General features: G+C 29.3%; 44 protein-coding genes. 7 read left to right on the top strand and 37 right to left on the bottom strand.

Annotation, left to right across the window (positions count from 1 at the left end):
* Nucleotides 1-3 precede the first annotated feature (3 nt).
* Genes CLV39_RS08510 through CLV39_RS08495 form a run of 4 tightly spaced genes read right to left on the bottom strand, consistent with a single transcriptional unit; the run spans nt 4 to nt 4,722 of the window.
* Nucleotides 4-2,088, bottom strand: coding sequence for an urea transporter (locus CLV39_RS08510; protein WP_121923815.1), 2,085 nt, complete (start codon nt 2,086-2,088; stop codon nt 4-6).
* Nucleotides 2,085-3,437, bottom strand: a complete 1,353-nt coding sequence (locus tag CLV39_RS08505; protein WP_121923814.1) for an alanine racemase — start codon at nt 3,435-3,437, stop codon at nt 2,085-2,087. Before CLV39_RS08505 ends, CLV39_RS08510 begins: the two co-directional genes overlap by 4 nt.
* A complete protein-coding gene (locus CLV39_RS08500) occupies nt 3,437-4,474 on the bottom strand; it encodes an ATP-grasp domain-containing protein (protein ID WP_121923813.1) in 1,038 nt (345 codons plus the stop codon). Before CLV39_RS08500 ends, CLV39_RS08505 begins: the two co-directional genes overlap by 1 nt.
* 11 nt (nt 4,475-4,485) lie before the next feature.
* Nucleotides 4,486-4,722, bottom strand: coding sequence for an HPr-rel-A system PqqD family peptide chaperone (locus CLV39_RS08495; RefSeq protein WP_121923812.1), 237 nt, complete (start codon nt 4,720-4,722; stop codon nt 4,486-4,488).
* A gap of 138 nt (nt 4,723-4,860) precedes the next feature.
* Between CLV39_RS08495 and thrC the strand changes: the two genes are divergently transcribed.
* The 7 genes from thrC (at nt 4,861) to CLV39_RS08460 (ending at nt 10,499) form a co-directional block, all read left to right on the top strand.
* Nucleotides 4,861-6,105 carry a threonine synthase gene (gene thrC, locus CLV39_RS08490; protein WP_121923811.1) on the top strand — a complete coding sequence of 415 codons (1,245 nt, stop codon included), beginning with the start codon at nt 4,861-4,863 and terminating at the stop codon, nt 6,103-6,105.
* Between the two features lie 10 nt (nt 6,106-6,115).
* Entirely contained in the window at nt 6,116-6,397 is a 282-nt protein-coding gene (locus CLV39_RS08485) for a MoaD/ThiS family protein (protein WP_121923810.1), read from the top strand.
* Nucleotides 6,397-6,639, top strand: a complete 243-nt coding sequence (locus CLV39_RS08480) for an NIL domain-containing protein (RefSeq protein ID WP_121923809.1) — start codon at nt 6,397-6,399, stop codon at nt 6,637-6,639. The genes CLV39_RS08485 and CLV39_RS08480 overlap by 1 nt, the downstream gene beginning before the upstream one ends.
* Before the next feature lie 3 nt (nt 6,640-6,642).
* Nucleotides 6,643-7,599, top strand: coding sequence for a Ppx/GppA phosphatase family protein (locus tag CLV39_RS08475; RefSeq protein WP_121923808.1), 957 nt, complete (start codon nt 6,643-6,645; stop codon nt 7,597-7,599).
* A gap of 270 nt (nt 7,600-7,869) precedes the next feature.
* On the top strand, nt 7,870-8,775 hold the full coding sequence (locus tag CLV39_RS08470; RefSeq protein ID WP_121923807.1) for a branched-chain amino acid transaminase: 906 nt from the start codon (nt 7,870-7,872) through the stop codon (nt 8,773-8,775).
* Complete coding sequence (locus tag CLV39_RS08465) at nt 8,762-9,646, top strand: hypothetical protein (protein ID WP_121923806.1); 885 nt, start codon at nt 8,762-8,764, stop codon at nt 9,644-9,646. The genes CLV39_RS08470 and CLV39_RS08465 overlap by 14 nt, the downstream gene beginning before the upstream one ends.
* 4 nt (nt 9,647-9,650) lie before the next feature.
* The gene (locus tag CLV39_RS08460; RefSeq protein ID WP_121923805.1) at nt 9,651-10,499 is read left to right on the top strand and encodes a hypothetical protein; all 849 of its coding nucleotides are present in this window, start codon (nt 9,651-9,653) and stop codon (nt 10,497-10,499) included.
* On the opposite strand, the gene CLV39_RS08455 is transcribed toward CLV39_RS08460, so the two are convergent.
* From CLV39_RS08455 to CLV39_RS08295, 33 genes are all read right to left on the bottom strand, one after another.
* Nucleotides 10,470-10,778 (bottom strand): YggT family protein, encoded by a 309-nt coding sequence (locus CLV39_RS08455; RefSeq protein WP_121923804.1) that lies wholly within the window; start codon nt 10,776-10,778, stop codon nt 10,470-10,472. The genes CLV39_RS08460 and CLV39_RS08455 overlap by 30 nt on opposite strands.
* A gap of 2 nt (nt 10,779-10,780) precedes the next feature.
* Nucleotides 10,781-11,155 carry a 50S ribosomal protein L17 gene (gene rplQ, locus CLV39_RS08450; protein ID WP_121923803.1) on the bottom strand — a complete coding sequence of 125 codons (375 nt, stop codon included), beginning with the start codon at nt 11,153-11,155 and terminating at the stop codon, nt 10,781-10,783.
* 15 nt (nt 11,156-11,170) lie between these two features.
* On the bottom strand, nt 11,171-12,148 hold the full coding sequence (locus CLV39_RS08445) for a DNA-directed RNA polymerase subunit alpha (protein ID WP_121923802.1): 978 nt from the start codon (nt 12,146-12,148) through the stop codon (nt 11,171-11,173).
* Between the two features lie 20 nt (nt 12,149-12,168).
* Nucleotides 12,169-12,795 (bottom strand): 30S ribosomal protein S4, encoded by a 627-nt coding sequence (gene rpsD, locus CLV39_RS08440; RefSeq protein ID WP_121923801.1) that lies wholly within the window; start codon nt 12,793-12,795, stop codon nt 12,169-12,171.
* Between the two features lie 3 nt (nt 12,796-12,798).
* Entirely contained in the window at nt 12,799-13,194 is a 396-nt protein-coding gene (gene rpsK, locus CLV39_RS08435) for a 30S ribosomal protein S11 (RefSeq protein ID WP_121923800.1), read from the bottom strand.
* A gap of 19 nt (nt 13,195-13,213) precedes the next feature.
* A complete protein-coding gene (rpsM, locus tag CLV39_RS08430) occupies nt 13,214-13,576 on the bottom strand; it encodes a 30S ribosomal protein S13 (protein WP_121923799.1) in 363 nt (120 codons plus the stop codon).
* Between the two features lie 12 nt (nt 13,577-13,588).
* Nucleotides 13,589-13,702, bottom strand: a complete 114-nt coding sequence (gene rpmJ, locus CLV39_RS08425; RefSeq protein ID WP_121923798.1) for a 50S ribosomal protein L36 — start codon at nt 13,700-13,702, stop codon at nt 13,589-13,591.
* A 23-nt stretch (nt 13,703-13,725) separates the two neighbouring features.
* Nucleotides 13,726-13,965, bottom strand: coding sequence for a translation initiation factor IF-1 (gene infA, locus CLV39_RS08420; RefSeq protein WP_121923797.1), 240 nt, complete (start codon nt 13,963-13,965; stop codon nt 13,726-13,728).
* 10 nt (nt 13,966-13,975) lie between these two features.
* Complete coding sequence (map, locus tag CLV39_RS08415; RefSeq protein ID WP_121923796.1) at nt 13,976-14,734, bottom strand: type I methionyl aminopeptidase; 759 nt, start codon at nt 14,732-14,734, stop codon at nt 13,976-13,978.
* A 6-nt stretch (nt 14,735-14,740) separates the two neighbouring features.
* Nucleotides 14,741-15,367: an adenylate kinase gene (locus tag CLV39_RS08410; RefSeq protein WP_121923795.1), complete on the bottom strand. Its 627-nt coding sequence runs from the start codon at nt 15,365-15,367 to the stop codon at nt 14,741-14,743.
* Between the two features lie 2 nt (nt 15,368-15,369).
* Nucleotides 15,370-16,659: a preprotein translocase subunit SecY gene (secY, locus tag CLV39_RS08405; protein WP_121923794.1), complete on the bottom strand. Its 1,290-nt coding sequence runs from the start codon at nt 16,657-16,659 to the stop codon at nt 15,370-15,372.
* 13 nt (nt 16,660-16,672) lie between these two features.
* On the bottom strand, nt 16,673-17,125 hold the full coding sequence (rplO, locus tag CLV39_RS08400; RefSeq protein ID WP_121923793.1) for a 50S ribosomal protein L15: 453 nt from the start codon (nt 17,123-17,125) through the stop codon (nt 16,673-16,675).
* On the bottom strand, nt 17,125-17,304 hold the full coding sequence (gene rpmD / locus CLV39_RS08395) for a 50S ribosomal protein L30 (RefSeq protein ID WP_121923792.1): 180 nt from the start codon (nt 17,302-17,304) through the stop codon (nt 17,125-17,127). Before rpmD ends, rplO begins: the two co-directional genes overlap by 1 nt.
* Nucleotides 17,301-17,885 carry a 30S ribosomal protein S5 gene (gene rpsE / locus CLV39_RS08390; RefSeq protein WP_121923791.1) on the bottom strand — a complete coding sequence of 195 codons (585 nt, stop codon included), beginning with the start codon at nt 17,883-17,885 and terminating at the stop codon, nt 17,301-17,303. Before rpsE ends, rpmD begins: the two co-directional genes overlap by 4 nt.
* A 12-nt stretch (nt 17,886-17,897) precedes the next feature.
* Nucleotides 17,898-18,269, bottom strand: a complete 372-nt coding sequence (rplR, locus tag CLV39_RS08385; RefSeq protein WP_121923790.1) for a 50S ribosomal protein L18 — start codon at nt 18,267-18,269, stop codon at nt 17,898-17,900.
* 16 nt (nt 18,270-18,285) lie between these two features.
* Entirely contained in the window at nt 18,286-18,831 is a 546-nt protein-coding gene (gene rplF / locus CLV39_RS08380) for a 50S ribosomal protein L6 (protein WP_121923789.1), read from the bottom strand.
* Between the two features lie 22 nt (nt 18,832-18,853).
* On the bottom strand, nt 18,854-19,264 hold the full coding sequence (gene rpsH / locus CLV39_RS08375) for a 30S ribosomal protein S8 (protein ID WP_121923788.1): 411 nt from the start codon (nt 19,262-19,264) through the stop codon (nt 18,854-18,856).
* A gap of 13 nt (nt 19,265-19,277) precedes the next feature.
* A complete protein-coding gene (locus CLV39_RS08370; protein WP_121923787.1) occupies nt 19,278-19,466 on the bottom strand; it encodes a type Z 30S ribosomal protein S14 in 189 nt (62 codons plus the stop codon).
* A gap of 14 nt (nt 19,467-19,480) precedes the next feature.
* A complete protein-coding gene (gene rplE / locus CLV39_RS08365) occupies nt 19,481-20,041 on the bottom strand; it encodes a 50S ribosomal protein L5 (protein ID WP_121923786.1) in 561 nt (186 codons plus the stop codon).
* A gap of 12 nt (nt 20,042-20,053) precedes the next feature.
* Complete coding sequence (rplX, locus tag CLV39_RS08360; protein WP_121923785.1) at nt 20,054-20,410, bottom strand: 50S ribosomal protein L24; 357 nt, start codon at nt 20,408-20,410, stop codon at nt 20,054-20,056.
* Nucleotides 20,411-20,791: a 50S ribosomal protein L14 gene (gene rplN, locus CLV39_RS08355; RefSeq protein ID WP_121923784.1), complete on the bottom strand. Its 381-nt coding sequence runs from the start codon at nt 20,789-20,791 to the stop codon at nt 20,411-20,413.
* Between the two features lie 73 nt (nt 20,792-20,864).
* Nucleotides 20,865-21,134, bottom strand: coding sequence for a 30S ribosomal protein S17 (gene rpsQ / locus CLV39_RS08350; protein ID WP_121923783.1), 270 nt, complete (start codon nt 21,132-21,134; stop codon nt 20,865-20,867).
* A complete protein-coding gene (gene rpmC / locus CLV39_RS08345; protein WP_121923782.1) occupies nt 21,134-21,334 on the bottom strand; it encodes a 50S ribosomal protein L29 in 201 nt (66 codons plus the stop codon). Before rpmC ends, rpsQ begins: the two co-directional genes overlap by 1 nt.
* A 2-nt stretch (nt 21,335-21,336) precedes the next feature.
* Nucleotides 21,337-21,756 (bottom strand): 50S ribosomal protein L16, encoded by a 420-nt coding sequence (gene rplP / locus CLV39_RS08340; RefSeq protein ID WP_121923781.1) that lies wholly within the window; start codon nt 21,754-21,756, stop codon nt 21,337-21,339.
* A 22-nt stretch (nt 21,757-21,778) separates the two neighbouring features.
* On the bottom strand, nt 21,779-22,459 hold the full coding sequence (gene rpsC / locus CLV39_RS08335) for a 30S ribosomal protein S3 (protein ID WP_121923780.1): 681 nt from the start codon (nt 22,457-22,459) through the stop codon (nt 21,779-21,781).
* Nucleotides 22,460-22,474: 15 nt separating this feature from the next.
* Complete coding sequence (gene rplV / locus CLV39_RS08330) at nt 22,475-22,822, bottom strand: 50S ribosomal protein L22 (RefSeq protein WP_121923779.1); 348 nt, start codon at nt 22,820-22,822, stop codon at nt 22,475-22,477.
* Nucleotides 22,823-22,835: 13 nt separating this feature from the next.
* Nucleotides 22,836-23,135 (bottom strand): 30S ribosomal protein S19, encoded by a 300-nt coding sequence (rpsS, locus tag CLV39_RS08325; protein WP_121923778.1) that lies wholly within the window; start codon nt 23,133-23,135, stop codon nt 22,836-22,838.
* On the bottom strand, nt 23,135-23,962 hold the full coding sequence (gene rplB / locus CLV39_RS08320) for a 50S ribosomal protein L2 (protein WP_121923777.1): 828 nt from the start codon (nt 23,960-23,962) through the stop codon (nt 23,135-23,137). The genes rpsS and rplB overlap by 1 nt, the downstream gene beginning before the upstream one ends.
* A gap of 11 nt (nt 23,963-23,973) precedes the next feature.
* On the bottom strand, nt 23,974-24,267 hold the full coding sequence (gene rplW / locus CLV39_RS08315) for a 50S ribosomal protein L23 (protein WP_121923776.1): 294 nt from the start codon (nt 24,265-24,267) through the stop codon (nt 23,974-23,976).
* On the bottom strand, nt 24,267-24,890 hold the full coding sequence (gene rplD / locus CLV39_RS08310; RefSeq protein ID WP_121923775.1) for a 50S ribosomal protein L4: 624 nt from the start codon (nt 24,888-24,890) through the stop codon (nt 24,267-24,269). Before rplD ends, rplW begins: the two co-directional genes overlap by 1 nt.
* A gap of 26 nt (nt 24,891-24,916) precedes the next feature.
* Nucleotides 24,917-25,600: a 50S ribosomal protein L3 gene (rplC, locus tag CLV39_RS08305; protein WP_121923774.1), complete on the bottom strand. Its 684-nt coding sequence runs from the start codon at nt 25,598-25,600 to the stop codon at nt 24,917-24,919.
* 13 nt (nt 25,601-25,613) lie between these two features.
* Nucleotides 25,614-25,925, bottom strand: coding sequence for a 30S ribosomal protein S10 (gene rpsJ, locus CLV39_RS08300; protein ID WP_121923773.1), 312 nt, complete (start codon nt 25,923-25,925; stop codon nt 25,614-25,616).
* A gap of 10 nt (nt 25,926-25,935) precedes the next feature.
* A partial coding sequence (locus tag CLV39_RS08295; protein ID WP_211325003.1) for an EF-Tu C-terminal domain-related protein occupies nt 25,936-26,029 on the bottom strand: 94 nt, incomplete at its 5' end.

Genomic DNA, 26,029 nt, shown 5'->3' with positions numbered 1-26,029 from the left:
ACTTTAACCTCCATAATTTATCTTTTTTAAAACAAATTTTATAGAATCAATTTTTATCTCTTTGAATCCTAAATTTTCATCTAAAATCACATAAGATTTATACTCTTTTTTTGAAAATGGATTTTTTATTAATCCTTCAAATTTTCCATAATCTATAATCTTTCCTTCATACTTAACTAATCCTATTGAATGATTAAAAGATGCTATAAACAATATTAGGTTTTTAAAAAGATTATTAAAAGCTATATCAAAAGGAATAAAATCTATCCATTTTATATCTTTTTCTGAAATTAAAGGAATTTTAGGTATAGCTCTAAATATAATTTTTAAGTATTTATCATCTCCTTTAAGACTATAAAAATAAAAACTGCTTTCATCTTTTCCAAAATAAAGTTTTCCTTTTTCTGTTTCAAAATAAAATGTCCCATCTATTTCCATCTTAACTTTCATAGAAAATTCATCTATTTTTTGATTATTTTTATAAATTTCGTATATAAACTGATTATCAAGATAAAAAGAAAGTTTATTTTTTATAGAAATATCTGGATAAGCAGGCTTAACCTTTTCTTTTTTCTTAGGAAGATTATTTGAAAAAAATTGTTTACCTGATATATAACTTATAAAACTAAATGGTAATGTTAAACTACCTACTTCTTCTGTAGCTTGTACTTGAATATGTATATGTGGTTGAGGTGAATATCCAGAATTTCCACAAAGCCCTAAAAAACTGCCAATTTCTACCCAATCTCCTTCTTTAACTTTTATTGAGTTTTGAGCAAAATGAGAAAGTTCTACATAAAATCCTCTAAAATCATAAATTACAATATAATTTCCCCAATTATTTTCTCTATCAACTGTTCCTATAGGATTATCTGGTAAATTTGAAACTACTTTTACTACTCTTCCTCTAACTGGTGATAAAACAGGTTTTTTAAATGCATAATAGTCTGTAAGATTAAGGCCATCTCCTTTATAGGTTTTACCATTTTCATCTGTAATTACAAAATCATAAGCATATTTCCAATTTCCTTTATGGGTCCATTCATCGTTAAACCCTTGCCAAACTGTCCATTCACCAGAAAAAGGAAGATATATACCTCTTGTAGTACCACTAAATCTTTTTTGAGTTGTGAGGTAGTAGTCTAAGGTCTCTTCAGGATTTTTTCTTATAATCTTTGCTAAAAGTGGAAAACCTAAAGCACCAAGAACATAAATAAAAGATAAAGTGGTGAAATTAAATGGAAATGTAAATATTGGTATTCCATAAAAAGACCAAAAAGTTTTTGTTGCAGAAAGTACTATCGTAGAGGTTATTACTCCAATTAAAGCTATAAAATAAGATTTTATAGAAGGAATTAAAAATATTCCTCCTAAAGCCATAGCAATTAAGATAAAATTAAAATTAGTAATATCTGAAAAAGCTTGAGAATAGGAACCTGTTAAGAAATATAGAGATAAGCTACCTGTAATATATCCAATAATAGATAATAAAAAAAGTATTCTTGAGCTAAAAAATAGTAAAATAGAAAAAATAATTCCAATAAATACATCTGGTAAAAATAAAATTGCGCCAAGAGATTTAAAATATCCACTTAACCATAAAGGAAATATATCTTCTAAAAATTCAAAATGAGAATGAGGATATAAAGAATCAACAAAAAGATTGGAATATGAATATGCAGAAAGATATAAAATAGAGCTAATTACAACAAAAGGTATACTTAAAATTGGTAAAGCTAAATAATAAGAAAAAATTTTATAAAGCATAACTGAAAATATAAAGGTTAAAATTCCTGCTATGATAGTAAAAAAGATAGTTAAAGGGGTTATCTTAAATAAATAACCTATAGAAAGTCCAACTAATAAAGCATTATATGTATAAAATCCTGATTCAAGAAATTCCCTTCCCATATTTAAAAATCTAGCTATAAAATAAGCAGATAAAACAGATATTAATCCTGCAATACCAATAGAAGGATTTATAAAAGTAGAAAGGAGAATTATAGCTCCAGTTATAAATCCTTGTAGGAAAAGTATTTCAGAATAACTATTTAGTATAGCTTTCAGATAGAGAATATATTGTTTCATTTAATTTTTAGTTTCTCTGGTAATCTTTCTCTATTTTCAATATCTGTTAAATCTTCTTTTTCTCTTACAACTTCAACAGTTCCATCTTCCATAATCATAACAATATTTGGCCTATATTCTATAAACTGCATCCATTGGGTATTGTTATAAGCACCAACTGGTGAGAATATAAGTCTTGTTCCTCTTTCAAGAGGCGGAAGAGATGTTCCTTCCTCTATTACATCAATATTCATACATAAAGGACCATATATTACACTTGGTTCGTTTGCACCATATACTTCTCTATCTATTTCAATATTAAATTTATACCAAAATGCAGTAAATAATAGATTAACTCCTGCATCTGCTATATAAGCTTTTCTACCATCTGGAAGTCTCTTTGATGCAAAAATAGTTGTAATTAAGTACTCAGCTTCATCAATAATTGCTCTTCCAGATTCAATGAATAGCTTAGGAAAATCTCCTGGACGAAGATTTGAATAAAGAGCTTCTGTTATCTTTTCTGCGTACTCATCTATTGAAGGAATTAAAACATCTGGAGATAAATATGTACCTTTTAATCTATTTTTAGATGGAAATCCACCACCTATATCAAGATACTCAATTTTAAATCCAAAATTGTTTTCTATTTCATAAGCAAATTTAACCATTTTTTCAACTTCTTTAGCATAAGCTTCAGGTTCAATAATAAATGTTCCTATATGACAGTGAAGACCATTAAGTATTAATTTTCCACCAGCAGCAATTCTTTTTACTGCATCCATTGCCTGTCCTGTTTCAAGATTAAATCCAAATCTACTCCATTGAGGATGAATTCCTGTATCCATATTAAGTCTTATAGCTACTTTTATCTGTTTGCCAAGTTTATCAGCTACTTTTTCTAAATCTAATATTTCATCAAAATGATCTATATTTATCATTGCCCCTTCTTTTGCCGCTATTTCAAGTATTTCTATAGGTTTATGAGGACCATTAAATATAATATCTTTACCTTCTATTCCAAGTTTTCTTGCTTTTTCATACTCAAAAGCAGAAACTACTTCTGCAATAGCTCCTTCTTGATGTAATATAGCACATACAGCTTGTAAATAGTTTGTTTTGTAAGACCAACCAAACTGAACATTTGGATAACGAGATGCAAAAGCATTATACATTTTTCTATAATTTTCTCTAAGTTTTCTTTCTGATATAACAAAAAGAGGAGAACCATACTTATTAACAAGCTCATCTATAGTTATACCATCTATATCTTTTCTTATTTTTCTTGCATAATATGGAGAACTACCAAATTTATTCATAAACCCAGTTTCTATTTTAGTAATTACAGGTTTTTCATATTTTTTCTTCATTAATTTTCACCTCTTATAATTATTTTTTGGAATTTATCCATATCTGTTATTAAATCATCTGTATATCTAACATAAAGCTTTCCAGCTTCGTAATCTTTAATATCTATATCTAAACCAAATGCTTTTCTAATAATATTTGATGCAATATTTACTCCAACACCTGTTGAAAAATAAGACCAAGCAGGAAATCTTGGATTTATTTCTATTAAATAAACTTTATCATTTTCAATATCTACTATACATTCAAGTTCAAAAGCACCTTTCCACTTATACTTTTTTATAAAGTTTTCTGCTGCATTTAACATCTTTTTATTTTTTATAGTTACACCTGTCCAGATTTTACCAAGTTCTGTTATCCACATCTTTTTTATACCAACCATACCAAGAGAATTTCCCTCTCCATCACCAGCAGCTACAACATTCATCTCTTCACCTTTAACTACTTGCTGTACAATTACAGGATAACCCCATTCAGCAACAATTTTATTAAAATAGCTTGTAGCCTCTTGGAATGTATAAGCTCTGTATGCTTTATAAAAAGCTCCTTTTACCATTATTGGAAGACCAATTTTTTCTATAGCTTTTGTAAGTTCTTCATAAGAAGAAACTACTTCTGATTTTGGAGAATCTATACCTATATTTTTAGCAATCTCTTCAAGCTTATCTTTTCCTCTAAGTTTAAACTGCTCTAAAGAAGGTAAAAAAGTTTTTATCCCATTTCTTTCAAGTTCCTGTTGATATTTTATATATATAGGAAGTTCTGCATCTAACACAGGCATTACAAAATCAAGCCCATAAGTTTGTTTTATATAATAAAGTCTTTCTATGTAAGCTTCATAACCTCCAGAAGGATATGGCATTATATATGCTTTATCAATTATCCAATCCATATATATACCTGGTTCCATAGCATCATAAGCAAGGCCAATTATTTTTGCGTTTAACTCTTTATCTTCTTTTATACTTTTTGCAACTCCAATACCTGGCCCTGGATTATCAACTGCATTTATACCAGAAATAGCAACTTTAAGCTCCATTTTTTATCTCCTTATAAAATTTTATAACTTCTAAGTTTTTCTATAAAATCAGTAAAATCTCTTTTAGCTGTTTCCTCATCAATTTCAAAATTTTCAGTTAGAGATTCAATGATTTCTTCTTCTGATTTACTTTCTTTTAAACCTTTTATTATTTCTAAACCTGTTTGATTAACTGTGAAGCTTTCACCAGTTAAAGGATCAAATAAAAATCCTTCATCATTAATGGCAATTTGTGAAATTCTATTCATTATTATCCTCTTAATATATATTTATTATGCTAATATTATAAAACTATTGTAAAAACTTTTAAATTTATTTTTATAAAGAGCATATTTTATATTATAATTATTTAATCCTTTATTCATAATTTGGAGGCTAATAAATAAATGGCAAAAATTAAAGCTCTTAAATGTAAAGAATGTGGAAGAGAATATCCGATAGAACCTCTTCATGTATGTGAATTTTGTTTTGGTCCTTTAGAAGTTGAGTATGATTATGATTATATAAAACAAAATATATCAAGAGAAAAGATAGAAAAAGGCCCTAAAAGTCTATGGAGATATATAGATTTATTACCAGTAGAAGAACCTCAAGTGGGTTTATCCTCTGGTTTTACTCCATTAATAAAAGCAGAAAATCTTGGAAAAGAACTTGGCTTAAATAATCTTTATATAAAAGATGATTCAGTAAATCATCCAACTTTGTCTTTTAAAGATAGAGTTGTAGCAGTTGCTTTATCAAAAGCTAAAGAATTTGGATTTGACACTGCAGCATGTGCTTCAACAGGAAACTTGGCAAATGCTGTAGCTGCACATAGTGCATCTGCTGGAATGAATTGTTATGTTTTTATTCCTGCAAATCTTGAAACAAATAAAATAATAGGTTCCCTTGTTTTTAATCCTATTGTTGTTGCAGTAGAAGGAAATTATGATGATGTTAATAGATTATCTTCAGAAATTGCAAATGAGTTTGGCTGGGCTTTTGTTAATATAAATATAAGACCTTTCTATTCAGAAGGTTCAAAAACCCTTGCTTTTGAAGTTGCAGAACAACTTGGTTGGAAAGCGCCAGATGCAGTAGTAGCACCTATGGCATCAGGTTCTTTATATACAAAAATTTGGAAAGGATTTAATGAATTTAAAACTGTTGGAATACTAAATGAAAATGAGAAAATGCCAAGAATGTATGGAGCTCAAGCAGCAGGATGTAGTCCTATATATAAAGCTTTTAAAGAAGGAAGAGATTGGATTACACCAGAAAAACCTGATACTATAGCAAAATCAATAGCTATAGGAAATCCTGCAGATGGTCCATATGCTGTAAAAGTAGCAAAAGAAAGTAATGGAGATATGGAAATAGCTACTAATGAAGAGATAATAGAAGGAATGAAATTACTTGCAAAAACAGAAGGTATATTTACAGAGACTGCAGGTGGAACAACAATAGCAGTACTTAAAAAGTTTGCAGAAAAAGGTGTATTTGATAAAGATGAAATTGTTGTTGCATATATTACCGGTAATGGATACAAAACAATGGAAGTGCTTGAAGGGCATTTAAAACAGCCTATTCATATAAAACCAAGCTTAACAGAGTTTAAAGAAAAAGTTATAGGTCAAACAATAAATAAATAAGGAGGAAAAAATGGCAAAAGTTATAGTTAGAATACCTACTGCATTAAGAAGAGTTACTCAAGGTCAAGGAGAAGTAGAAATAGAGGCATCTACAATAGCAGAACTTATAGATAACTTAGATAAAGAGTTTTCTGGAATTAAAGAAAGACTTGTTGAAGAAAATGGAGAAATAAGAAAATTTGTAAACTTTTTTGTAAATGATGAAGATATAAGATTTTTAAAAGGTAAAGATACAGAACTTAAAGATGGAGATATTGTAGCAATTATTCCTGCTATTGCTGGAGGAAAATAATGAACTCAATGAAGTTAAAGCTTATTTATCCAGAAGAAAAAATAAAAGAGCCTATCTTAAGTAAAGTATGCAAAACATTTGATGTTGACATAAATATTAGGAAAGCAAATGTACAAGAAAATGTAGGTTGGCTTGAACTTGAACTTATTGGAAAAGAAGATGAAATAGAAAAGGCTATAGAATTTCTAAAGCAAAATGGAGTTGAAGTTTCACCTCTTGAAGGACAGATTTTTATGGAGTAGGTATTGGTAAAAAAAATAGCAATAATAGATATAGGTACTTACTCTACACGCCTTCTTATATCTGCTATTCATAAAAAAAATTCTATAATTGAAACAATTAACTCTGTTGAAGATATATTTTCAACAGGTAAAATTACATCCTTAGGAAGAAAATTAAAAGAAACTGGATATCTTCAAAAAGATGCTATAGATGAAACATTATCTGTTTTAAAAGAATACAAAATGATAATTGATGAATATAAAGTTGATTATGTAAAAGCTTATGCAACTCAAGCCTGTAGAGAAGCTAAAAATGGAAAAGATTTTGTTGAAAAAGTTAAAGCTATAGGAATAGATGTAGAAATAATAGATGGAAAAAAAGAAGCATACTTATCATTTTTAGCTACTGCTTATGGAGTTTATCCTGATAATAGTTTTGTAATGATAGATCAAGGTGGTGGAAGTACTGAATATGCTTATGGGATAAAAGAAGGAGATTCTTTTAAATTAAAAGATAGTATTTCATTTCCATTTGGAATAGTTGGACTTACAGAAAGATTTATAAAACATGATCCACCATTAAAAGAAGAATTAAAAGCTCTTGAAGATTTTATAAGAAAAGATATAGAAAAAGCCTATGAAAAAATGAAGGATACTTATTATCTGATTGGTCTTGGCGGAACAATTACAACATTAGTAGCCCTTGAAAAGAAAATATTTCCATACTCTTCAGAAAAAGTTCATAAACAAAGACTTAGCTATACTCAAATAAATAAATGGCTAAATAAACTATCATCAATACCTGTAGAAGAAAGGAAAAAAATACCTCAAATTGAAGATAAAAGAGCTGAAGTAATTTTATCAGGAATTTTAATTTTTAAAGTATCAATGAAAGTTTTCAACAAAGAAGAAATTATAGTTAGTGATTGGGGATTAAGACACGGGGCAATAATAGATTTCATACTAAATAAAAATTTGTGATAGCTATTATTTAACGATATCCTCGGAAGCATCTTTAAATTTTAAACTATAGTATAAATCTTTTCCTATTTATGAAGTTTCTTCTTTAGAAGAAATAGAAAAGCTTACCAATGCCAATGCTATTTAAATATTAAAAATATCTACTGAAATAATACTATACAACTAATTAAATCCCTGTTTTTTCTTATTTTAATAATATAATTTTCAATTGAAAATTTATTTTCAAAAGTGCTAATATATAATATGAAGCTACTTAAAGGAGGAAGAAATTTGGAATATGTATATTTTGAAGGGGAAATAGTACCTGAGGAAAAAGCAAAAATAAGTATAAAAACTAACTCTTTCCACTATGGAACTGCAGTTTTTGAAGGAATAAGAGCTTATTATGATAAAGAGCAGAACAAAATATTTGCTTTATTCTTTAAAGAACATTATCAAAGACTTTTCAAAAATATGAGATTTTTAAATATGGAGATAGAAGAAAGTATAGATGAGCTTGTTGAAATAACAAAGGAACTTATTAGAAAAAATGACATTAAAAATGATATATATATAAGACCTATCGTTTATTTTTCAGACCTTGAAATAGGCCCAAAACTTCTTGGATATAATGCAAAAATAGCAATTTATCTTTATCCTCTTGGAGATTATATAGATATTAATAAAGGTGTTAAAGCTATTGTTTCTTCATGGACAAGATTAAATGATAATATGATTCCACCAAGATTAAAAGTATCTGGAGCTTATGTAAATAGTGCTTTAGCAAAAACAGAAGCAATATTAAAAGGTGCAGATGAAGCTATATTCTTAAATAAAAATGGATATGTATCAGAAGGTTCTGCAGAAAATATATTTATTGTAAGAGATGGAAAACTAATTACACCTCCTGTATCTGATGATATATTAGAAGGAATTACAAGATGGGCAGTTATGGAAATTGCAAAAGATTTAGGATATGAAGTAATAGAAAGAAGTATTACAAGAACAGAGCTTTATATTGCAGATGAAGTATTTTTCTGTGGAACAGGCGCTCAAATATCACCAGTTGTAGAAATAGATAATAAAAAAATAGCTGATGGTAAACCAGGGAAAATTACAAAAGAAATTCAAAAAGTGTATTTTGATGCAGTAAGAGGAAAAATAGATAAATATAAACACTGGATTGAAGAAATTTAAAAATTTATTAAAAGAATATAAACTCACTTACAAAGAAGAAAGTTTAAGTATAAATTATAATCATTTAACTTTTATAAAGTTAAATGGTCTAAAACTAAAATCTGTAGGATTAAATGATTTTAAAGAAAAACAAGAAAAGTTAAATATAGAATTTTTTAATAAATTAAATCCTACAGATATTTCTTTTGTTAATTTAAGTAAAATAGATTTAATAATAACCAATAACATAATTAAAAAAGATTTTTTTTCAGATAATATACCGATTCTTTATTCTGATAATTTTAATTTTGAAAATAATAATATACAAATTAACTATAAAACAAAGAAAATAAAGAGAAAATTAAAATTTATTTATTCTGATATAGGCTTTGGTCCAGAATTTATGAATATTTTTTTTCCTTTTTGGGAAGGTAAGAAGAATTATAATTATGATAGTTTTATTAAATCTTTCCTTAGTAATATAGTAAATCTTGGATATCCAAAAGGATTAAGAGTAAGATTAATTTTTGCAAAAATAAAATTTAAATCTGATATAGAAAAAATAATAGATTTTCTAAAAAAACCAAAAGTTTCAATCATAATTGATGGAAATATCATAGGAAATATGAAAATCTTATATAAATATAATGGATTTTTTCTCTTTAATAAAAGTATACTCAATTCTATATTAGATATAAAAAATCATTTTGGATATGAAATAAATTTTTTAACATCTATAGATTTTGATCAGTTAACTTATAAAAATAAGTTAATATGGATAAATCCTTATATTAATGATTATGAGTTTGAACTTTCTGAAAAAACAGTAAAGGAAAAATCTTCTTTAATTTATAGTCTTATAAATACTTTACCAAAATATCTGTTAAAATAATTTTATGGAAAATATATACAGAATTATTTTAGTTTTTGTTTCTTTTTTACCAGGTTTATTTTTAGAAATAGAATACAAAGAATTTTATTATGTATTGCCTTCCTTTTATATAACTATCTACTTCTTATTAAAGAGTATAGTAAATAAATACTTTTTTATAATATTAGATGCCTTATACATTATAGCAATTACTTATTTAACAGGAAATCCATATATATCATTGTTTATAACATTATTTTTACCATTTTATATTGTTAATTGGAAAACATTATTATTTGCTTATATTTCTTTTCTTTTACCTTTGATTTTTTCTTATTATCTTACAGGTTATTATGATTTTACACTTATTTTTATATTTATTGGCTTTTATATATCTTCTTATCTTTACTATATACATATACAAAATGAAGGAAGAAGAACATTAGACTACAAAGCAAGACTTTTAGATATTACTGCAAAATATGATGAAATTCTAAAAGAAAAAGAATTAATTGATATATCTAAGTTTGAAAACATAAATCTAAAAGATATTAAAAAATTAATAGTATCATTACATAATATTTTGAATACAAAAGGCATCTCAATATTTGATATTGAAAATAATAAATGTATCCATATTGGAAATAGTAGTTGTGATAAAGAACTTTTAAAATATGCAAATGATAAGATTTATTATTTTAGAAAAGATAATGAGTATATTTTAGTTTTGCCTATATATGATGAAGAATTAAATAAATTAATTTATTTTTTCTACGACGATGAATCCTTAATTGAAAATATAAACATTTTTTATTATTTAAAAACAGTTTTAGAAAACGATTTATTAAAAAGAAGACTTAAGCCTATAAGCTAAATCGTATAAAGAATTAACTAAGAAATATTGTAAAAATATTATTATAAGAATTACAATAAGTGGAGCTATATCTATACCACCAAAATAAGTAGGTATAAATTTTCTTATTTTCTTATAAACAGGTTCTGTAGCATTTCTTAAAAATTTAACTATAGGATTATGAGGATCAGGATTTACCCATGTTAACAATGCAGATATAATAACTATCCACATATATAAAGTAAGGGCGATGTCCAATATCTTGGCCACCGCCTGTAGTAAATTTGCTATTATAAACATGACTAATCTTCAAATGGATAGTCTACCAGTTCTATTATTGCCATTTGGGCATCATCGCCTCTTCTTTTCTTATCTAATTTATATATTCTAGTATATCCACCATTTCTTTCTGCATATAAAGGAGCAATTTCCTTAAATAATTTATCAGCTGCTTTTTTATTCATTTTTAGTCTTGCATTTAAAAGTCTTCTTGAAGGAATATCCTGTTTTTTTGCTAAAGTTATTAATTTTTCAATAAATGGTCTTAATGCCTTAGCTTTTGGAAGAGTAGTTTCAATTCTTCCGTTTTCTATTAAAGCACAAGCTAAATTTACAAATAAATGTTCCCTTTGTTCTTTTGGTCTATGAAAACTTTTAGTTTTTACTCTATGACGCATCTGTTTTCACCTCTTTTATTGTTTTTCTGAAGTTGGAGAAGGAGCTAATTCTAATCCTAAATCAGCTAAAGCTGTTTTAATTTCTTTAAGAGTTTTTCTTCCAATACTTTTAGCTTCTTTTAAATCTTCTTCAGTCATTTTGACTAAATCACCAATAGTATTAATTCCAAGTTTCTTTAATGTGTTCATAGCTCTTGAAGATATATCTAACTCCTCAATAGCAAGAGCAAGTTTATCTTTCTTTATCTGTTCTGCTACAGAACTTGTTTGTTCTTCTACAACTACCTCAAGTTTTCTAGTTGTTGGAGATAATAATAATGTGAAATGATCTATTAAAATTTTAGAAGCTTTTGTTAAAGCTTCATCTGGAGTTATACTTCCATCTGTATAAATCTCAATAATTAATTTATCATAATCTGTTTTTTCTCCAACCCTTGTTGGCTCAACATGAAAAGCACATTTTCTTATTGGAGAAAAAGCAGTATCTATAGGAATCCATCCTATCTCTGAAGGCTTTTCCATATCTTCTACACTAACATATCCACGGCCTTTTTCTACTTTAAGTTCCATTTTTAATTCTGCATCAGAATCAATAGTTGCAATATATACATCAGGATTAACAAGTTCAACACCAGCAGGTAATTTTATATCCTTAGCATATACTTTTGTAGGACCCTTTACTTCTAATATAGCAAACTCACTATCTAAGTTTTCATCCATCTTAAATTTTATTTCTTTTAAATTTAGAATTATTTCAGCAACATCTTCTAAAACACCATCTATAGTTGCAAATTCATGAGATACCCCTTGTATTTTTACTGAGGTAATAGCAGCACTTTCTAAAGAAGAAAGTAAAACTCTTCTAAGAGCATTTCCAATAGTTATTCCATATCCTCTTTCAAGAGGCTCTACATAAAGTTTACCATATGTATCAGTTTTTGTTTTTTCATCCCAATAAATTTTATCAGGAGTAATAAATTCTAAATAAGGCATATTATATAACCTCCGATTAATTAAGCAGAGTAGTACTCAATAATGAGCTGAACATTAACAGGTATTTCAAGTTCTACTTTCTCAGGTATTTCTAATACTTTTCCTCTAAAGTTTTCTTTATCTACTTCAAGCCAAGAAGGTATAGATTTAATGTCTCTGCTTTCTAAATTTTCTTTAAATAACGGAGATTGTTTACTTTTTTCTTTAAGTTCTATTATATCTCCTGGTTTTACTTGGAAAGAAGGAATATTTACTTTTCTTCCATTAACTAAAAAATGCCCATGTCTTACAAGCTGTCTTGCTTGAAGTCTAGTTTTAGCAAAACCCATTCTATAAACAACATTATCTAATCTTCTTTCTAAAAGTTGTAAGAGAATATCTCCAGTATTACCACCTTTAACCCCAGCTAATCTAACTGCTTCATCAAAATACTTTTTAAACTGCTTTTCTCTTAAACCACCATATAAATATCTTAATTTTTGTTTTTCTTGAAGACGAATTGCATAATCAGAAAGTTTTTTTCTTCCTTGTGTTCTACCATGTTGTCCTGGTGGAAAATTTCTCTTTTTAAAAGCTTTTAAATTTCCACCTACAAATGTTCCAAGTCTTCTACTAACTTTTGTTAATGGACCAATATATCTACCCATAGATTAAACCCTCCTTTTGCTTGGTGGACGACATCCATTGTGAGGTATTGGAGTGACATCTTTAATAACTTTAACATTAACGCCAGAAGATGCAATTGTTCTTATTGCAGACTCTCTACCTGCTCCTGGACCTTTAACCCATATTTCCACATCTGTTACACCAAATTCATCCATTGCTTTTTTAATAGCTTTTTGTGCAGCTATCTGTGCTGCATAAGGAGTTGATTTTCTTGTACCTTTAAAACCTTCTGTTCCTCCAGAAGCCCAAGTTAAAGTATTACCTTCTTTATCTGTAATAGTAACAATTGTATTATTAAATGTAGCTTGTATATGAGCTATTGCATAAGGAACCGTTCTTTTTGCTTTCTTTTTAGTGGTTCTTTTTCTTTTTTTTGCCAACTTTTTTTCCTCCTGTTAATTATCTTCTCTTGATTCTTCCAGTAAATCTTCTTCTTGTCTTCGCATTTGTTTTAGTTCTTTGTCCTCTTACTGGAAGTCCATGTCTATGTCTAATTCCTCTATAACATCCCATATCCATTAATCTCTTAATATTTATATTTATTTCCCTTCTTAAATCACCTTCAACTTTATAATTTTGCTCTATATATTTTCTTATTGCATTTAATTCATCAGGAGTTAATTCTCCTACTCTTTTCATACCATCTATTCCAGTATTTTGAAGTATTTCCTTCGCTCTAGTTTTTCCTATTCCATAAATATATGTAAGAGCTATTTCTAATCTTTTTCTATCTGGTAAATCTACACCTGCTATACGTGCCATAATATCCTCCTATTATCCTTGTTTTTGCTTGTGTCTTGGATTTTCACAAATTACCATAACTCTTCCATTTCTTTTAATTATTCTACATTTTTCACATCTTTTTTTAACAGAAGCTTTTATTTTCATTATTATCACCTCACAATATTTTTTTACATTCTAAATATGATTCTTCCTCTTGTTAAATCATAAGGTGAAAGCTCAACCTTTACTCTATCACCTGGTAAAATTTTAATAAAATGCATTCTCATTTTACCAGATACATGAGCTAAAACCTCATGCCCTGTATCAAGTTTAACTCTAAACATAGCATTAGGAAGTGCTTCTTCTACAGTTCCTTCTACTACAATCCCTTTCTCTTTTTCTTTTTTCTCTTTCTTTTTCTTTGCCATTTTCCAACCCTTAATCTAATTTTGAAAGTATTTCTGGACCATTTTCTGTAATAGCTACAGAATGTTCAAAATGAGCTGCTATAGCCTTTTCTTTAGAAACAATTGTCCATCCATCCTTTAACTTTCTGTAATAGTTAGCTCTTTTACCAAGAGTAGCCATTGGTTCAATGGCTAATACCATACCTTCTTTTAAAACCACATCTTCTGCATTTGCTATGCAGTTTGAAACATGTGGTTCTTCGTGGGGTTTTCTTCCTATTCCATGCCCACCATAATCACAAATAGGGGCAAGACGGTACTCCTTTAATGTGCCTTCTATTGCAGCCGCGATATCTTTTATATTATTTCCAGGAATACATTTTTCTATTCCTGCCATTAATGCCTTTTCAACACCTTCTAACAATCTTTTTTTTCTCTCACTTATTTTATTCCCTACAACATATGTAATTGCAGCATCTCCATACCAACCTTCATAAACAACACCAAAATCTATACTAACTACATCTCCTTCTTTTATTGGTTTATCTTTTGGTATACCATGTACTATCTCTTCATTTATAGAAACACATAATGCTGCAGGAAATCCATATAAACCTAAAAAAGCAGGTTTAACACCTCTTTTTTCTGTTTCCTCTCTTGCTATCCTATCTAAATCAATACCTGTCATTCCAGGTTTTGTAGCTTCTTTTACCTTCTGTAAAATTTCTGCTACAATTTTATTAGCAACTCTTAATTTTTCAATATCTTCTTTAGTCTTAAGTTCAATCATAACAATCTACAATTTTAACATATTTTTTATTTGATTGTAAACTTCTTCTACAGGTTTTGAAGTATCTACTTTAAGTAATTTATTTTGTTTTTTATAATATTCAATTAAAGGCTCTGTTTGGTTATGATATACTTCTAATCTTTTTCTTATTACTTCTTCTTTATCATCTTCTCTTTGAATTACTTCTAATCCTTCTGGTGGAGGATTAAACTCTATATGATAGACATTTCCTGTTTTAGGATCTATTCTTCTACCTGAAAGTCTTCTAATTACTTCTTCATCTGATATATCAAAAAGTATAACAGCATCTACTTCTTTATTTTTCTTCTTTAGCATTTCATCAAGAGCTTCAGCCTGAGGAATAGTCCTTGGAAATCCATCCAATATAATATTTTTATCTTTTAATTCTTCTAATTTCTCTTCAATAATACCTACAATAACATCATCAGGAACTAGCTTTCCTTCATCCATATATTTTTTTGCAAGTTTTCCAAGTTCAGTACCTTTTTTTACTGCTTCTCTCAAAATATCTCCTGTTGATATTTGTATAAAACCATAATCTTTTTCTAAAAATTTGGCTTGAGTACCTTTTCCTGCTCCTGGGGGCCCTAAAAATATAATTATTTTTCCCATCGTTAACCTCTTTTCAAAAATCCTTCATATTTTTTCATTGCAAGATGTGCTTCAATCTGATGCAGTGTATCGAGGGCAACTACAACAACAATTAATGCTGATGTTCCTCCAAAATAAAATGGAACATTTAACCATTTAACTAAGAACATTGGAAGAACTGCTATTGCTGCTAGGAATATAGCACCTGCAAAAACGAGCCTTGTTAAAACAAAGTTAATATATTGCTCTGTTTCTGTACCAGATCTTATACCAGGAATAAAGCCACCATTTTTTCTAAGACTATCTGCAATATCCTTTGGATTGATAACTACTGCGGTATAAAAATATGTAAAGAAGATAATTAAAGTAACATAAACAAGGAAATATATATAACTTTGTGGAGAAAGTGCATCTGCTATTACTCTTGCCAAATGACTTTTAGTTGCAAACATCTGAGCTATTGTCGCAGGAAACATAAGAAGTGCTACTGCAAATATAATAGGAATAACACCTGCAGGGTTTAGTTTTAAAGGAAGGTATGTAGCAGTTGTACCTGCTGATAAGTTTCTTCTTGCATAATTTATAGGAATTCTCCTTTCTGCCTCTTGAATATAAATAATACCTGCAACAACAATAATTATTATTGCTACTGCTAAAGCCACTTTAAATACAGGTAATGAGCCTGCCCTTAATTGCTCATAAGTATTAATTATTGCATTTGGTATACCTGCAACAATACTTGCAAGAATTATCATAGAAATACCATTTCCAATTCCATACTCGGTGATTTTCTCACCAAGCCACATTAAAAATACAGTGCCAACTGTGATAATGAAAGATGTTAGTATTATAAATACTATAGCATTTTCAGATATTAAGGCTTGCCCTGTTTCTGTTTTAAGATTTGATATCCAAACAGATAAAGCAAATGATTGGAATCCTGCTATTGCTATTGTTAAATATCTTGTATATTGGGATATTTTCCATCTACCATATTCACCTTCTTCTTTTTGAAGTTTTTCAAGAGAAGGAATTACTGCAGTTAAAAGTTGCATTATAATTGCAGCTGATATATATGGCATTATACCAAGTGCAAATACAGAAAGTCTTCCTAAAGCTCCACCTGAGAATAGATTATATATATTGAAAAGTACTCCACCTGATGAATTAAAATAATTGAGAAGGGCGGCAGTGTCCACCCCTGGTACAGGAATATGTGTTCCTAATCTATATACTGCAAATATTATAAGAGTGTATATTATTCTTTGTCTTAGCTCTTTGATTTCTAAAATCTTTTGAATTAGGTCAAACACTAACTATTTCCTCTTAACCTAAAACTTCTACTGAGCCACCTGCAGATTTTATCTTTTCTTCAGCAGATTTTGAAAATTTATGAGCTTTTACAATTAATTTTTTTGTTAAATCACCTTCACCAAGAATTTTTACTCTTTCAGTGCATTTTATAATTCCTTTTTCTTTTAAAACTTCTGGATTAACTTCTACACCATCTTCAAATCTTTCTTCTAATACTTTAATATTTACTATTTCATACTCAACTTTATTTGGATTTATAAAACCTCTTTTAGGAATTCTCATTATAAATGGAGTTTGTCCACCTTCAAAGAATGCAGGTAAATCTCCATATCCTCTTCTTGATTTTTGACCTTTATGTCCTCTTGTAGAAGTCTTACCGTGACCTGAACCTATACCTCTACCAACTCTTTTTTCTTTATGTGTAGCACCTTTAGCAGGTTTTAATTCATGTAATTTAAAGCCCATTATTTAACTTCCTCCACTTGGATAAGATGTTTAACTTTTTCTATATTTCCTCTAACCATAGGATTATCTTCTAAAATTCTTTCATCATTTATTTTTCTTAAACCAAGAGATCTAATTGCTTCTTTTTGAAATTTTTTCTTACCTGCAAGTCCTCTAACAAGTTTTACTTTTAATTTCATTTTATAGGAACACCTCCAGCGTAAATTCTGTAAGAAGCTCTTAATTTATCTTCATCAACTCCTCTAACTTTTGCAACATCTTCTGGTGCTTTAAGTTTAAGAAGTGCATCAAACACTGCTCTAACTATATTATTAGGATTTGTTGTTCTGCTTATAATTTTAGCAAGAGCATCTGTAACTCCAAGTAATTCTAAAACAGGTCTCATCGGCCCACCTGCAACCACCCCAGTACCTCTTCTTGCAGGCTTTAATAATATTTTTGCAGATTCATATTCCCCAATTACATCGTGGGGGATAGTTCCTTCTATTAAAGGAACTTTTATTACATGTTTCTTTGCTTCTGCTATAGCTTTAGCTATTGAAGGAGGTACTTCATTTGCTTTTCCATGACCAAATCCTACATGTCCATTTCTATCTCCTACAACTGCAAGAGTAGAGAATGAAAATCTTCTTCCACCTTCAACAACCCTTGTTGTTCTTCTAATTTCAACAACTTTTTCTTCTAATTCTAAGCTATTTACATCAATTGGATTTTCTTTTATTCTCTCTTCTATTAATGTTTCAATTTTTCTATATCCCATACTTCACTCCTCTTAAAACTTTAATCCTTTTTCTCTAGCTGCTTCTGCAAAAGCTTTTATCTTTCCATGATAAATAAAACCACCTCTATCAAAAACAACATTTTCTATTCCATTTGCTAAAGCTTTTTCTGCAATAAATTCACCAAGTTTTTTAGCTACTTCTATATTTTTCCCACCTCTAAATCCATATTTTTCTACAAAATCTTTATCTATAGTTGAAGCACTAACTAATGTTTTACCTTCTTCATCATTTATAATTTGAACAAAAAGATTGTTTAAACTTTTATAAATAGCCATTCTTGGTCTTTCTGCAGTTCCAAACACTTTTTTTCTAATTCTTTTATGTCTTATTATTCTTTTTTCTCTTCTTGTTTTTACTGCCATCTTTCCTCACCTTTTATTATTTTTTACCTACAGATTTTCCTGGTTTAAGTTTAAGTTGTTCACCTTTATATCTAATACCTTTTCCTTTGTATGGATCAGGTTTTCTAAACTCTTTAATTTCTGCAGCAACCTGACCAACAAGTTGTTTATCAATACCAGAAACCTTAATTATATTATTTCCTTCTACAGAAATTTGAATTCCTTCTGGTGGCTCATATTCTATAGGATGAGAATATCCAAGCTGAAGTTCTAATTTTTTCCCTTTCATTGCAGCTCTATAACCAATACCAACAATTTCTAATTCTACTGTAAATCCTTCTGTAACACCTTTTACCATATTTGCAAGTAGAGCTCTAGTTGTTCCATGAATTGCTCTCATAAATGATTCATCACTTGGTCTTTCTATTTTTATTACATTATCTTCTTTTTCTATTTTCAAAGCAGGATGAAAAGTATTGGAAAGCTCTCCTTTTGGGCCTTTTACTTTAACAAAATTATTTTCACTTATTTGAACATCAACACCATTTGGTATTTCTATTGGTTTTCTACCTATCCTGGACATTTATTTGCCTCCTACTTTTTCTTTACCAGATATAACAGAGAATTTCTCCGCCAACTCTCTCTTTTCTTGCTTGAGCATCTGTCATAATGCCTTTATTAGTAGATAAAATTGCAGTTCCTAATCCTTTTCTTACATAAGGTATTTCAGAAACACCAGCATACTTTCTAAGACCTGGTTTAGATACTCTTTTCAATCCTTCAATTACAGGTTTTTTATTTCTTTCATCAAGATATTTTAATTTAATTATTAATGTATTTTGAGTTCCTTTTTTATTTTTGTCAGAAACCATATAATCATCTATATAACCTTCTTCTTTTAAGATTCTTGCTATTTGCTCTTTTATTTTTGAATTTGGAATATAAACTTCTGATTTCCTTGATTTTATTGCATTATTAATTCTTGCGAGCATGTCTGCTATAGGGTCTGTTACCATTTATTTATCCTCCTTACCAGCTTGCCTTTTTTACACCAGGGATTTCTCCCTTGTAAGCTAATTCTCTAAAACATATTCTACACATATTAAACTGTCTGATATAACCTCTTGGTCTTCCACAAAGAGGACATCTTGAGTGTTTTCTTGTTTTGTATTTAGGCTCTTTTAAAAAAGATTTTGCCCATAATGCTTTTCTTGCCATTTATTATTTCCTCCTTATGATCCTCTGATAGGAAGCCCAAGTAATGCAAGTAAATATTTAGCTTCCTCATCAGTTTTTGCTGATGTTTCTATAATAATATCCATTCCTCTAATTCTATCTACTTTGTCATAATCAATTTCAGGGAATATAATTTGTTCTTTTATTCCAAATGCATAATTTCCTCTTCCATCAAAAGATCTTGGATTTAATCCTCTAAAATCTCTAACCCTTGGAAGAGCAACAGCTATTAATTTATATAAAAAGTCCCACATTCTTTCTTTTCTAAGTGTAACCCTTGCTCCTACTGGAAGACCTTTTCTTAATTTAAATCCTGCTTCTGATTTTTTTGCTCTTCTAATTTCTGGTTTTTGACCTGTTATTAATGTTAAATCTTCCACAGCTCTATCAAGCTGTTTTATATCTTGGGTAGCTTCTCCTACACCCATATTTACTACTATTTTCTTTATTTTTGGAATTTCCATTGGTGATTTATATCCAAATCTTTCCATTAATTTAGGAGCAACTTCTTTTTCATATTTTTCTTTTAAAATTGGTGTATAAGTACTAACAGTCATTTCTTTTTACCTCTACTTAGTTTTTTCCCAAACAGTATCTATTATTTCACCACTTTTTTTTGCAACCCTTACTTTTTTAATTACATTTCCTTCTTCTATTATTTTGTATCCTACTCTTGTAGGTTGTCCTGTTTTTGGATCTATTAATGCAACATTTGATATATCAATAGGTCTTTCTATTTCTACTATTCCACCTTCTTGAACATTTTCTATATGTTTTAAATGTTTTTTACCTATGTTTATACCTTCAACAATTACCATCACTCTATTAGGTCTTCTTAAAACTTTTTTAATTTTTCCTGTTTTTCCTTTTTCTTTGCCAGTAATTACAATAACATTATCACCAGTTTTTAATTTAGTTTTTACCATTTAAATTACCTCCGGTGCTAACGAAACAATTCTGTAAAATCCTTTTGCTCTTATTTCTCTTGCAACAGGTCCAAGGATACGAGTTCCTATAGGTTCTAAGTTGTTATTTAATAAAACTACCGCATTATCATCAGCTTTTACATAACTTCCATCTGGTCTTCTAACTTCTTTTGCAGTTCTTACAACTACTGCTTTATATACTTTTCCTTTTTTGGCTGTACCCTGTGGTAAAGCCGATTTAACAGTAACAGTTATGACATCACCTACTGTTGCTACGTCTTTTTGAGCACCAAAATTTGCTTTTTTAGGTATTCCTATACATTGTACTTTTTTAGCACCTGAATTATCAGCTGTATTTAAATAAGTTCCTCTTTGTATCATATCTATGTACCCCTTAATTTTTTAATTGAAGAATAGGGACAAAATAATATTTTATAACTAATTAGTATTAAAATCAAGAATCATTTTTTGTAGAAGAGATAATCTCAACAAGAGTCCATCTTTTTAATTTAGATAAAGGTCTGCTTTCTCTGATTCTTACTACATCTCCAATTTTTGCTTTATTTTCAGGATCGTGTGCATAATATCTTTTAGATTTTTTTATTCTTTTTCCATATAAAGGATGAGGAAACTGTCTTTCTACAAGAACAACAATTGTTTTATCCATTTTATCACTAACTACAGTCCCTACCAGTTCCTTTCTTCTTGTCTTAACAGTAGACATTATTTAACCTCCGATTTTTCTCTTTCTTTGAGAATTGTGAGAATTCTAGCTATAGTTCTTTTAGTTTCTCTAATTTCTGATGGTTTTTCCAATCCACCAATTGTATTTTGAAACCTTAATTGCATTAATTTTTTCTTTAATTCTATTAACTTATCTTTGAGCTCTTCATTTGTTAAATTTCTAAGTTCTTTCGCTTTCATTTTTACACCCCTTCTGCTTTTACAAGTCTTGTTTTTATTGGTAATTTATGACCTGCTTTTCTGAAAGCTTCTGCAGCAACATCTTCAGGTACCCCTGAAAGTTCAAATAGTATATGTCCAGGTTTAACTACTGAAACAAAATGGTCTAAATCACCTTTTCCTTTACCCATTCTGGTTTCTGCAGGTTTTCTTGTAACTGCTTTATGAGGAAATGCTCTTATCCAAACTTTAGCACCTTTTTTAGCTTCTCTTACAATAGCAATACGAGCAGCTTCTATTTGTCTTGAAGTAAGCCAGCAAGGCTCTAAAGCTTGAAGTCCATATTCTCCAAATGCTACTTTATTTCTTCTTGAAGCTTTTCCTTTCATTCTGCCTCTTTGAGGCTTTCTCCATTTTATCTTTTTAGGTTGTAAAAGGGACATTATATAATCCTCCTATTAATTTTTAAGTATGAAGTTCTTCTTCTATTTTGTTAAGTACTTCTTCTTTTTGAGCTTCTAATTTATCTCCTTTGTAAATCCAAACTTTAACACCAAGAATTCCATATTTTGTATATGCCCTTGCATATCCATAATCAATAATAGCTCTTAAAGTTTGAAGAGGCATTCTTCCTTCAAGTATCCATTCTTTTCTTGCTAAATCAATACCACCTATTCTTCCACCAACTTGAGTTTTAATTCCTTTTGCACCTGCCTTCATTGCATTAAATATAGCTCTTTTCATTGCTCTTCTATGGGATACCCTTCTTTCAAGTTGTAAAGCTATATCTTCCGCTACAAGCTGAGCATCTATTTCTGGATTTTTAACTTCATCTACATTTACTGTAACTTCCTTTGCATCTGTTAAAAGAGAAAGCACTTTGTTAAGTTCTTCAACTTCAGCACCTTTTCTACCAATAACGATACCAGGTCTTGCTGCAAGAATTTTTACTCTTAATTTTTCTCCAAGCCTTTCTATTTGTATTTTAGATATACCAGCAGCCTTATATTTTTCTTTAATGAATTTTCTTATTTTTATATCTTCATGAAGAGTCTTAGAATAATTTTTTTTGTCTGTATACCATTTTGATTGCCAATCAGATGTAATTCCTAATCTTAATCCAACTGGATGTACTTTTTGACCCAATTTTATTTCCTCCTTTTACTGCCTTTCAGCTAATTTAATTGTTATATGAGAATATCTTCTTCTTATCATTGTAGCTCTTCCATAAGCTCTTGGCATATACCTTTTAAGCATAGGACCATCATCTGCTTTTATTTCTTTGATATATAAGTTGTCAATATCCATGCCTTTATTTTCTGCATTTGCAATTGCACTTTTTAAAAGTTTTTCAACTATTCTTGCTGCTCTTTTATTTAACTCTTGAAGAATTGCTAAAGCTACACCTACATCTTTCCCTCTAATTAAATTTATGACTTGCCTTACTTTTGTAGGTGAAATTCTTGCGTATCTGTGTATTGCTTTTGCTTCATTTACTGTAGTTTCCATCTATTTTCACCTCTTATTTTTTCTTTATTGCTTTTGCAGATTTATCAGGATGGCCTCTAAAAGTTCTTGTTAAAGAAAATTCTCCAAGTTTATGGCCAACCATTTCAGGTTGTATATATACTGGAATAAATTTCATACCATTATAAACAGCTATTGTATGGCCAACCATTTCTTCTGTAATAGTACAAGCTCTATCCCATACTTTTATTACTTTTCTTTCTCCAGTTTCATTCATTTTTCTTATTTTTTTAAGTATTTTTTCATTTACATAAGGATTTTTATTTCTTTCATTCCATTTTCCTTTGTATCCCATTATTTTTTACCTCTGCGTTTTATTATGAATTTATCAGAGTATTTAGCACCTCTTCTTGTTTTATATCCTTTAGTTGGTTGTCCCCAAGGAGAAACTGGATGTTTACCAAATGTTTTACCTTCACCACCACCATGAGGGTGATCAACAGGGTTCATAGCAGTACCCCTTACTGTAGGTCTAATTCCAAGCCATCTTTTTCTACCTGCTTTTCCAAGTTTTACAAGTTCGTGTTCTGCAAGACCTACCACTCCAATTGTAGCCATGCATTTTTTATGTACAAGTCTTATTTCATTTGAAGGAAGTCTAAGTTGGATATAATCTCCTTGTTTTCCAAGTATTTGTGCTGACATTCCAGCAGCTCTTGCAAGCTGTCCACCTTTACCTGGTGTTAACTCTATATTATGTACAAATGTACCTACTGGTATATTTTCAAGAGGAAGTGCATTTCCTACTTTAATTTCCGCATCAGGACCAGCAACTACAGTATCTCCTACTTTTAATCCTTCTGGCCAAATAATATATCTTTTTTCACCATCTAAATAATGAAGTAAAGCTATTCTTGCACTTCTATTTGGATCATATTCTATAGAAGCTACTTTTGCAGGTACACCCCATTTATCCCTTTTAAAATCTATAATTCTATATCTTCTTTTATGTCCACCACCTCTATGTCTAACAGTTATTCTTCCTTGATTATTTCTTCCTGCTTTCTTTTTTAATGGTGCTAATAAAGATTTTTCAGGCTCAGTTTTTGTTATTTCTGAGAAGTCATATAAAATTGCATGTCTTGTTCCATTTGTTACTGGTTTTAATTTTTTTACACCCATTTTCACACCTCTTAAACTAATTCAGCTATATTAATTGGTTCTTCAGATTGTACTGTAACAATGGCTTTTTTCCATTGTTTAGTATATCCAGCTTTTCCAAAGCCAACTCTTTTTTTCTTTGGTTTAACAATTAAAGTTCTTACAGATTTTACTTTTACACCAAAAGCTTGCTCTACAGCTTTTTTTATTTCTATTTTGTTTGCATCTTTTGCAACTTCAAAAACAAGTTTATTTTCTTTTTCGTTTTGTTTTACTGCTTTTTCTGTAATTACAGGACGAATTAATATATCGTAAGGATTTTTCATCATCCTAACCTCTCGTTAATTTTTTCAGCAGCAGATTTTGTAATTATTACCTGCTGAGCATTTAAAAGATCATATGTGTTTAATCCATCAACAACTAACACTTTCACATTTGGAAGATTTCTAAATGATTTAATAATATTTTCATCTTTTTCATTTATTACAAGTAATACCTTAGAATTTTCTAATCCTAGATTTTTTAATATTTCTACTGCATTTTTTGTTTTAGGTGTATCAAAGCGAAAATCTTCAATTATTTTTATTTCACCATCTTTTAATTTTGTAGATAATACACCTTTTAATGCTTTTTTTCTTACTTTTTTAGGAAGTGGGTAATAAAAATCTCTTGGTCTTGGTCCATGGGCAATACCACCACCAACCATTAAGTTAGCTTTTCTATCACCATGTCTTGCATTCCCTGTTCCTTTTTGAGGAAGTATTTTTCTCCTTGAACCTCTAACTTCTGCTCTTGTTTTTGTAGATGCAGTTCCTGCTCTTCTTGCAGCAAGTTGCCATTTTACCACTTCCCATACAGTATGCTCTTTTACTTCTGTATTGAAAATCTCATCTTTTAAAGATATTTTTCCAACTTCCTCATTTTTTGTATTTATTACATTTACTTCCATTTATTTCTCACCTCTTTTCTATTTACTTAAGAAGCATAAGTTGCTTTTGCTCTTTCTAATTTTCTTTTTCCTTTTCTTCTATTTGCTATTACTGAAGATTTTATTTCTACGTATGATTTTGGAGCTCCAGGAATAGAACCTTTTACTAAAATTACATTTTTCTCAGGAATAATGTCTACAACTTCAAGTCCAAGAACAGAAACTCTTTCATTTCCATAATGTCCTGCCATTCTCTTTGATTTCCAGATTCTACCAGGTTCTTCACAAGCACCTATGGAACCAACTGCTCTATGATATCTAGAACCGTGAGATTTAGGAAATCCTCCAAAATCCCATCTTTTCATTGCAGATGCAAAACCTCTACCTTTAGATTTACCAGCTATATCAACTAAATCTCCAACTTCAAAAACATTTTCCACTTTAATCTCTTGTCCTAATTCTAATTGTTCTCCTTCTTTTAAAGGAAACTCTTTTAAAACTCTTAAAGGCTTTAAACCCGCTTTTTCAAATACTTTTAAAAGAGGTTTTGGAGTTCTTTTTTCTTTTTTAGCACCAGTCCCTAAAACTACTGCATTATATCCATCTTTTTCTTCTGTTCTTAAAGCAACCACATAGTTTGGCTCTACTTCTATAACAGTTACTGGTATTGCTTTTCCATTTTTAAAAATTCTTGTCATTCCAACTTTTTTTCCAATTATGCCTGTAGGCATCTTTCTCACTCCTTTAGCTTAATTTTATTTCTACATCAACACCTGCAGGAAGGCTAATATCCATTAAAGCTTCTATCGTTTGAGGTGTTGCATTTTCTATATCAATTAATCTTTTGTGTATTCTCATCTCAAAATGTTCTCTTGATTGTTCAAACTTATGTGGAGATCTGAGAATACACCATCTTTTTTTAGAAGTAGGAAGTGGAACAGGCCCTTTTATAAGGCCTCCACTTCTTTTAACTGTATCTATAATCTGTTTTACAGATTGATCTAAAACATTATGATCAAAAGCTTTTAATTTAATTCTAATTTTTTCGTGCTCCATCTCTCACCTCTTACTCAATAATTTCAGTAACAACACCAGCACCAACAGTTCTTCCACCTTCTCTAATAGCAAATCTCATTTGCTCTTCTATTGCTACTGGCACC

The sequence above is a fragment of the Hydrogenothermus marinus genome (assembly GCF_003688665.1).
Lineage (GTDB): Bacteria > Aquificota > Aquificia > Aquificales > Hydrogenothermaceae > Hydrogenothermus > Hydrogenothermus marinus.
This window is presented reverse-complemented; position numbering and strand designations above follow the sequence as displayed.

What these genes read in the sequence shown, in the direction of transcription:
- CLV39_RS08480 (WP_121923809.1), top strand. Translation starts at nt 6,397, where the DNA reads ATGAACTCAATGAAGTTAAAGCTTATTTATCCAGAAGAAAAAATAAAA.
- rplO (WP_121923793.1), bottom strand. Translation starts at nt 17,125, where the DNA reads ATGGGCTTTAAATTACATGAATTAAAACCTGCTAAAGGTGCTACACAT.
- rplV (WP_121923779.1), bottom strand. Translation starts at nt 22,822, where the DNA reads ATGGAAACTACAGTAAATGAAGCAAAAGCAATACACAGATACGCAAGA.
- rplR (WP_121923790.1), bottom strand. Translation starts at nt 18,269, where the DNA reads ATGGCAGTAAAAACAAGAAGAGAAAAAAGAATAATAAGACATAAAAGA.
- rplB (WP_121923777.1), bottom strand. Translation starts at nt 23,962, where the DNA reads ATGGGTGTAAAAAAATTAAAACCAGTAACAAATGGAACAAGACATGCA.
- rplX (WP_121923785.1), bottom strand. Translation starts at nt 20,410, where the DNA reads ATGGTAAAAACTAAATTAAAAACTGGTGATAATGTTATTGTAATTACT.
- CLV39_RS08455 (WP_121923804.1), bottom strand. Translation starts at nt 10,778, where the DNA reads ATGTTTATAATAGCAAATTTACTACAGGCGGTGGCCAAGATATTGGAC.
- CLV39_RS08370 (WP_121923787.1), bottom strand. Translation starts at nt 19,466, where the DNA reads ATGGCAAGAAAAGCATTATGGGCAAAATCTTTTTTAAAAGAGCCTAAA.
- CLV39_RS08500 (WP_121923813.1), bottom strand. Translation starts at nt 4,474, where the DNA reads ATGGAGCTTAAAGTTGCTATTTCTGGTATAAATGCAGTTGATAATCCA.
- CLV39_RS08510 (WP_121923815.1), bottom strand. Translation starts at nt 2,088, where the DNA reads ATGAAACAATATATTCTCTATCTGAAAGCTATACTAAATAGTTATTCT.
- rpsM (WP_121923799.1), bottom strand. Translation starts at nt 13,576, where the DNA reads ATGGCACGTATAGCAGGTGTAGATTTACCAGATAGAAAAAGATTAGAA.
- CLV39_RS08460 (WP_121923805.1), top strand. Translation starts at nt 9,651, where the DNA reads ATGGAAAATATATACAGAATTATTTTAGTTTTTGTTTCTTTTTTACCA.
- rplC (WP_121923774.1), bottom strand. Translation starts at nt 25,600, where the DNA reads ATGCCTACAGGCATAATTGGAAAAAAAGTTGGAATGACAAGAATTTTT.
- rpsD (WP_121923801.1), bottom strand. Translation starts at nt 12,795, where the DNA reads ATGGGTAGATATATTGGTCCATTAACAAAAGTTAGTAGAAGACTTGGA.
- rpsS (WP_121923778.1), bottom strand. Translation starts at nt 23,135, where the DNA reads ATGGGATACAAAGGAAAATGGAATGAAAGAAATAAAAATCCTTATGTA.
- rpsE (WP_121923791.1), bottom strand. Translation starts at nt 17,885, where the DNA reads ATGGGATATAGAAAAATTGAAACATTAATAGAAGAGAGAATAAAAGAA.
- rplQ (WP_121923803.1), bottom strand. Translation starts at nt 11,155, where the DNA reads ATGCGTCATAGAGTAAAAACTAAAAGTTTTCATAGACCAAAAGAACAA.
- CLV39_RS08410 (WP_121923795.1), bottom strand. Translation starts at nt 15,367, where the DNA reads ATGGGAAAAATAATTATATTTTTAGGGCCCCCAGGAGCAGGAAAAGGT.
- rpmJ (WP_121923798.1), bottom strand. Translation starts at nt 13,702, where the DNA reads ATGAAAATAAAAGCTTCTGTTAAAAAAAGATGTGAAAAATGTAGAATA.
- rplW (WP_121923776.1), bottom strand. Translation starts at nt 24,267, where the DNA reads ATGAAAAATCCTTACGATATATTAATTCGTCCTGTAATTACAGAAAAA.
- rplN (WP_121923784.1), bottom strand. Translation starts at nt 20,791, where the DNA reads ATGATACAAAGAGGAACTTATTTAAATACAGCTGATAATTCAGGTGCT.
- CLV39_RS08445 (WP_121923802.1), bottom strand. Translation starts at nt 12,148, where the DNA reads ATGCCTTATTTAGAATTTATTACTCCTGATAAAATTTATTGGGATGAA.
- rplD (WP_121923775.1), bottom strand. Translation starts at nt 24,890, where the DNA reads ATGGAAGTAAATGTAATAAATACAAAAAATGAGGAAGTTGGAAAAATA.
- rplF (WP_121923789.1), bottom strand. Translation starts at nt 18,831, where the DNA reads ATGTCCAGGATAGGTAGAAAACCAATAGAAATACCAAATGGTGTTGAT.
- rplE (WP_121923786.1), bottom strand. Translation starts at nt 20,041, where the DNA reads ATGACTGTTAGTACTTATACACCAATTTTAAAAGAAAAATATGAAAAA.
- CLV39_RS08505 (WP_121923814.1), bottom strand. Translation starts at nt 3,437, where the DNA reads ATGAAGAAAAAATATGAAAAACCTGTAATTACTAAAATAGAAACTGGG.
- rpmC (WP_121923782.1), bottom strand. Translation starts at nt 21,334, where the DNA reads ATGAAAGCGAAAGAACTTAGAAATTTAACAAATGAAGAGCTCAAAGAT.
- rpsH (WP_121923788.1), bottom strand. Translation starts at nt 19,264, where the DNA reads ATGGTAACAGACCCTATAGCAGACATGCTCGCAAGAATTAATAATGCA.
- rplP (WP_121923781.1), bottom strand. Translation starts at nt 21,756, where the DNA reads ATGTCCCTTTTACAACCTAAAAAGATAAAATGGAGAAAGCCTCAAAGA.
- infA (WP_121923797.1), bottom strand. Translation starts at nt 13,965, where the DNA reads ATGGCAAAGAAAAAGAAAGAGAAAAAAGAAAAAGAGAAAGGGATTGTA.
- rpsJ (WP_121923773.1), bottom strand. Translation starts at nt 25,925, where the DNA reads ATGGAGCACGAAAAAATTAGAATTAAATTAAAAGCTTTTGATCATAAT.
- map (WP_121923796.1), bottom strand. Translation starts at nt 14,734, where the DNA reads ATGATTGAACTTAAGACTAAAGAAGATATTGAAAAATTAAGAGTTGCT.
- rpsQ (WP_121923783.1), bottom strand. Translation starts at nt 21,134, where the DNA reads ATGTCTACTGTTAAGACAAGAAGAAAGGAACTGGTAGGGACTGTAGTT.
- CLV39_RS08495 (WP_121923812.1), bottom strand. Translation starts at nt 4,722, where the DNA reads ATGAATAGAATTTCACAAATTGCCATTAATGATGAAGGATTTTTATTT.
- rpmD (WP_121923792.1), bottom strand. Translation starts at nt 17,304, where the DNA reads ATGAAATTAAAAGTAAAACTTGTTAGAGGACTTGCAGGTAAGAAAAAA.
- CLV39_RS08485 (WP_121923810.1), top strand. Translation starts at nt 6,116, where the DNA reads ATGGCAAAAGTTATAGTTAGAATACCTACTGCATTAAGAAGAGTTACT.
- thrC (WP_121923811.1), top strand. Translation starts at nt 4,861, where the DNA reads ATGGCAAAAATTAAAGCTCTTAAATGTAAAGAATGTGGAAGAGAATAT.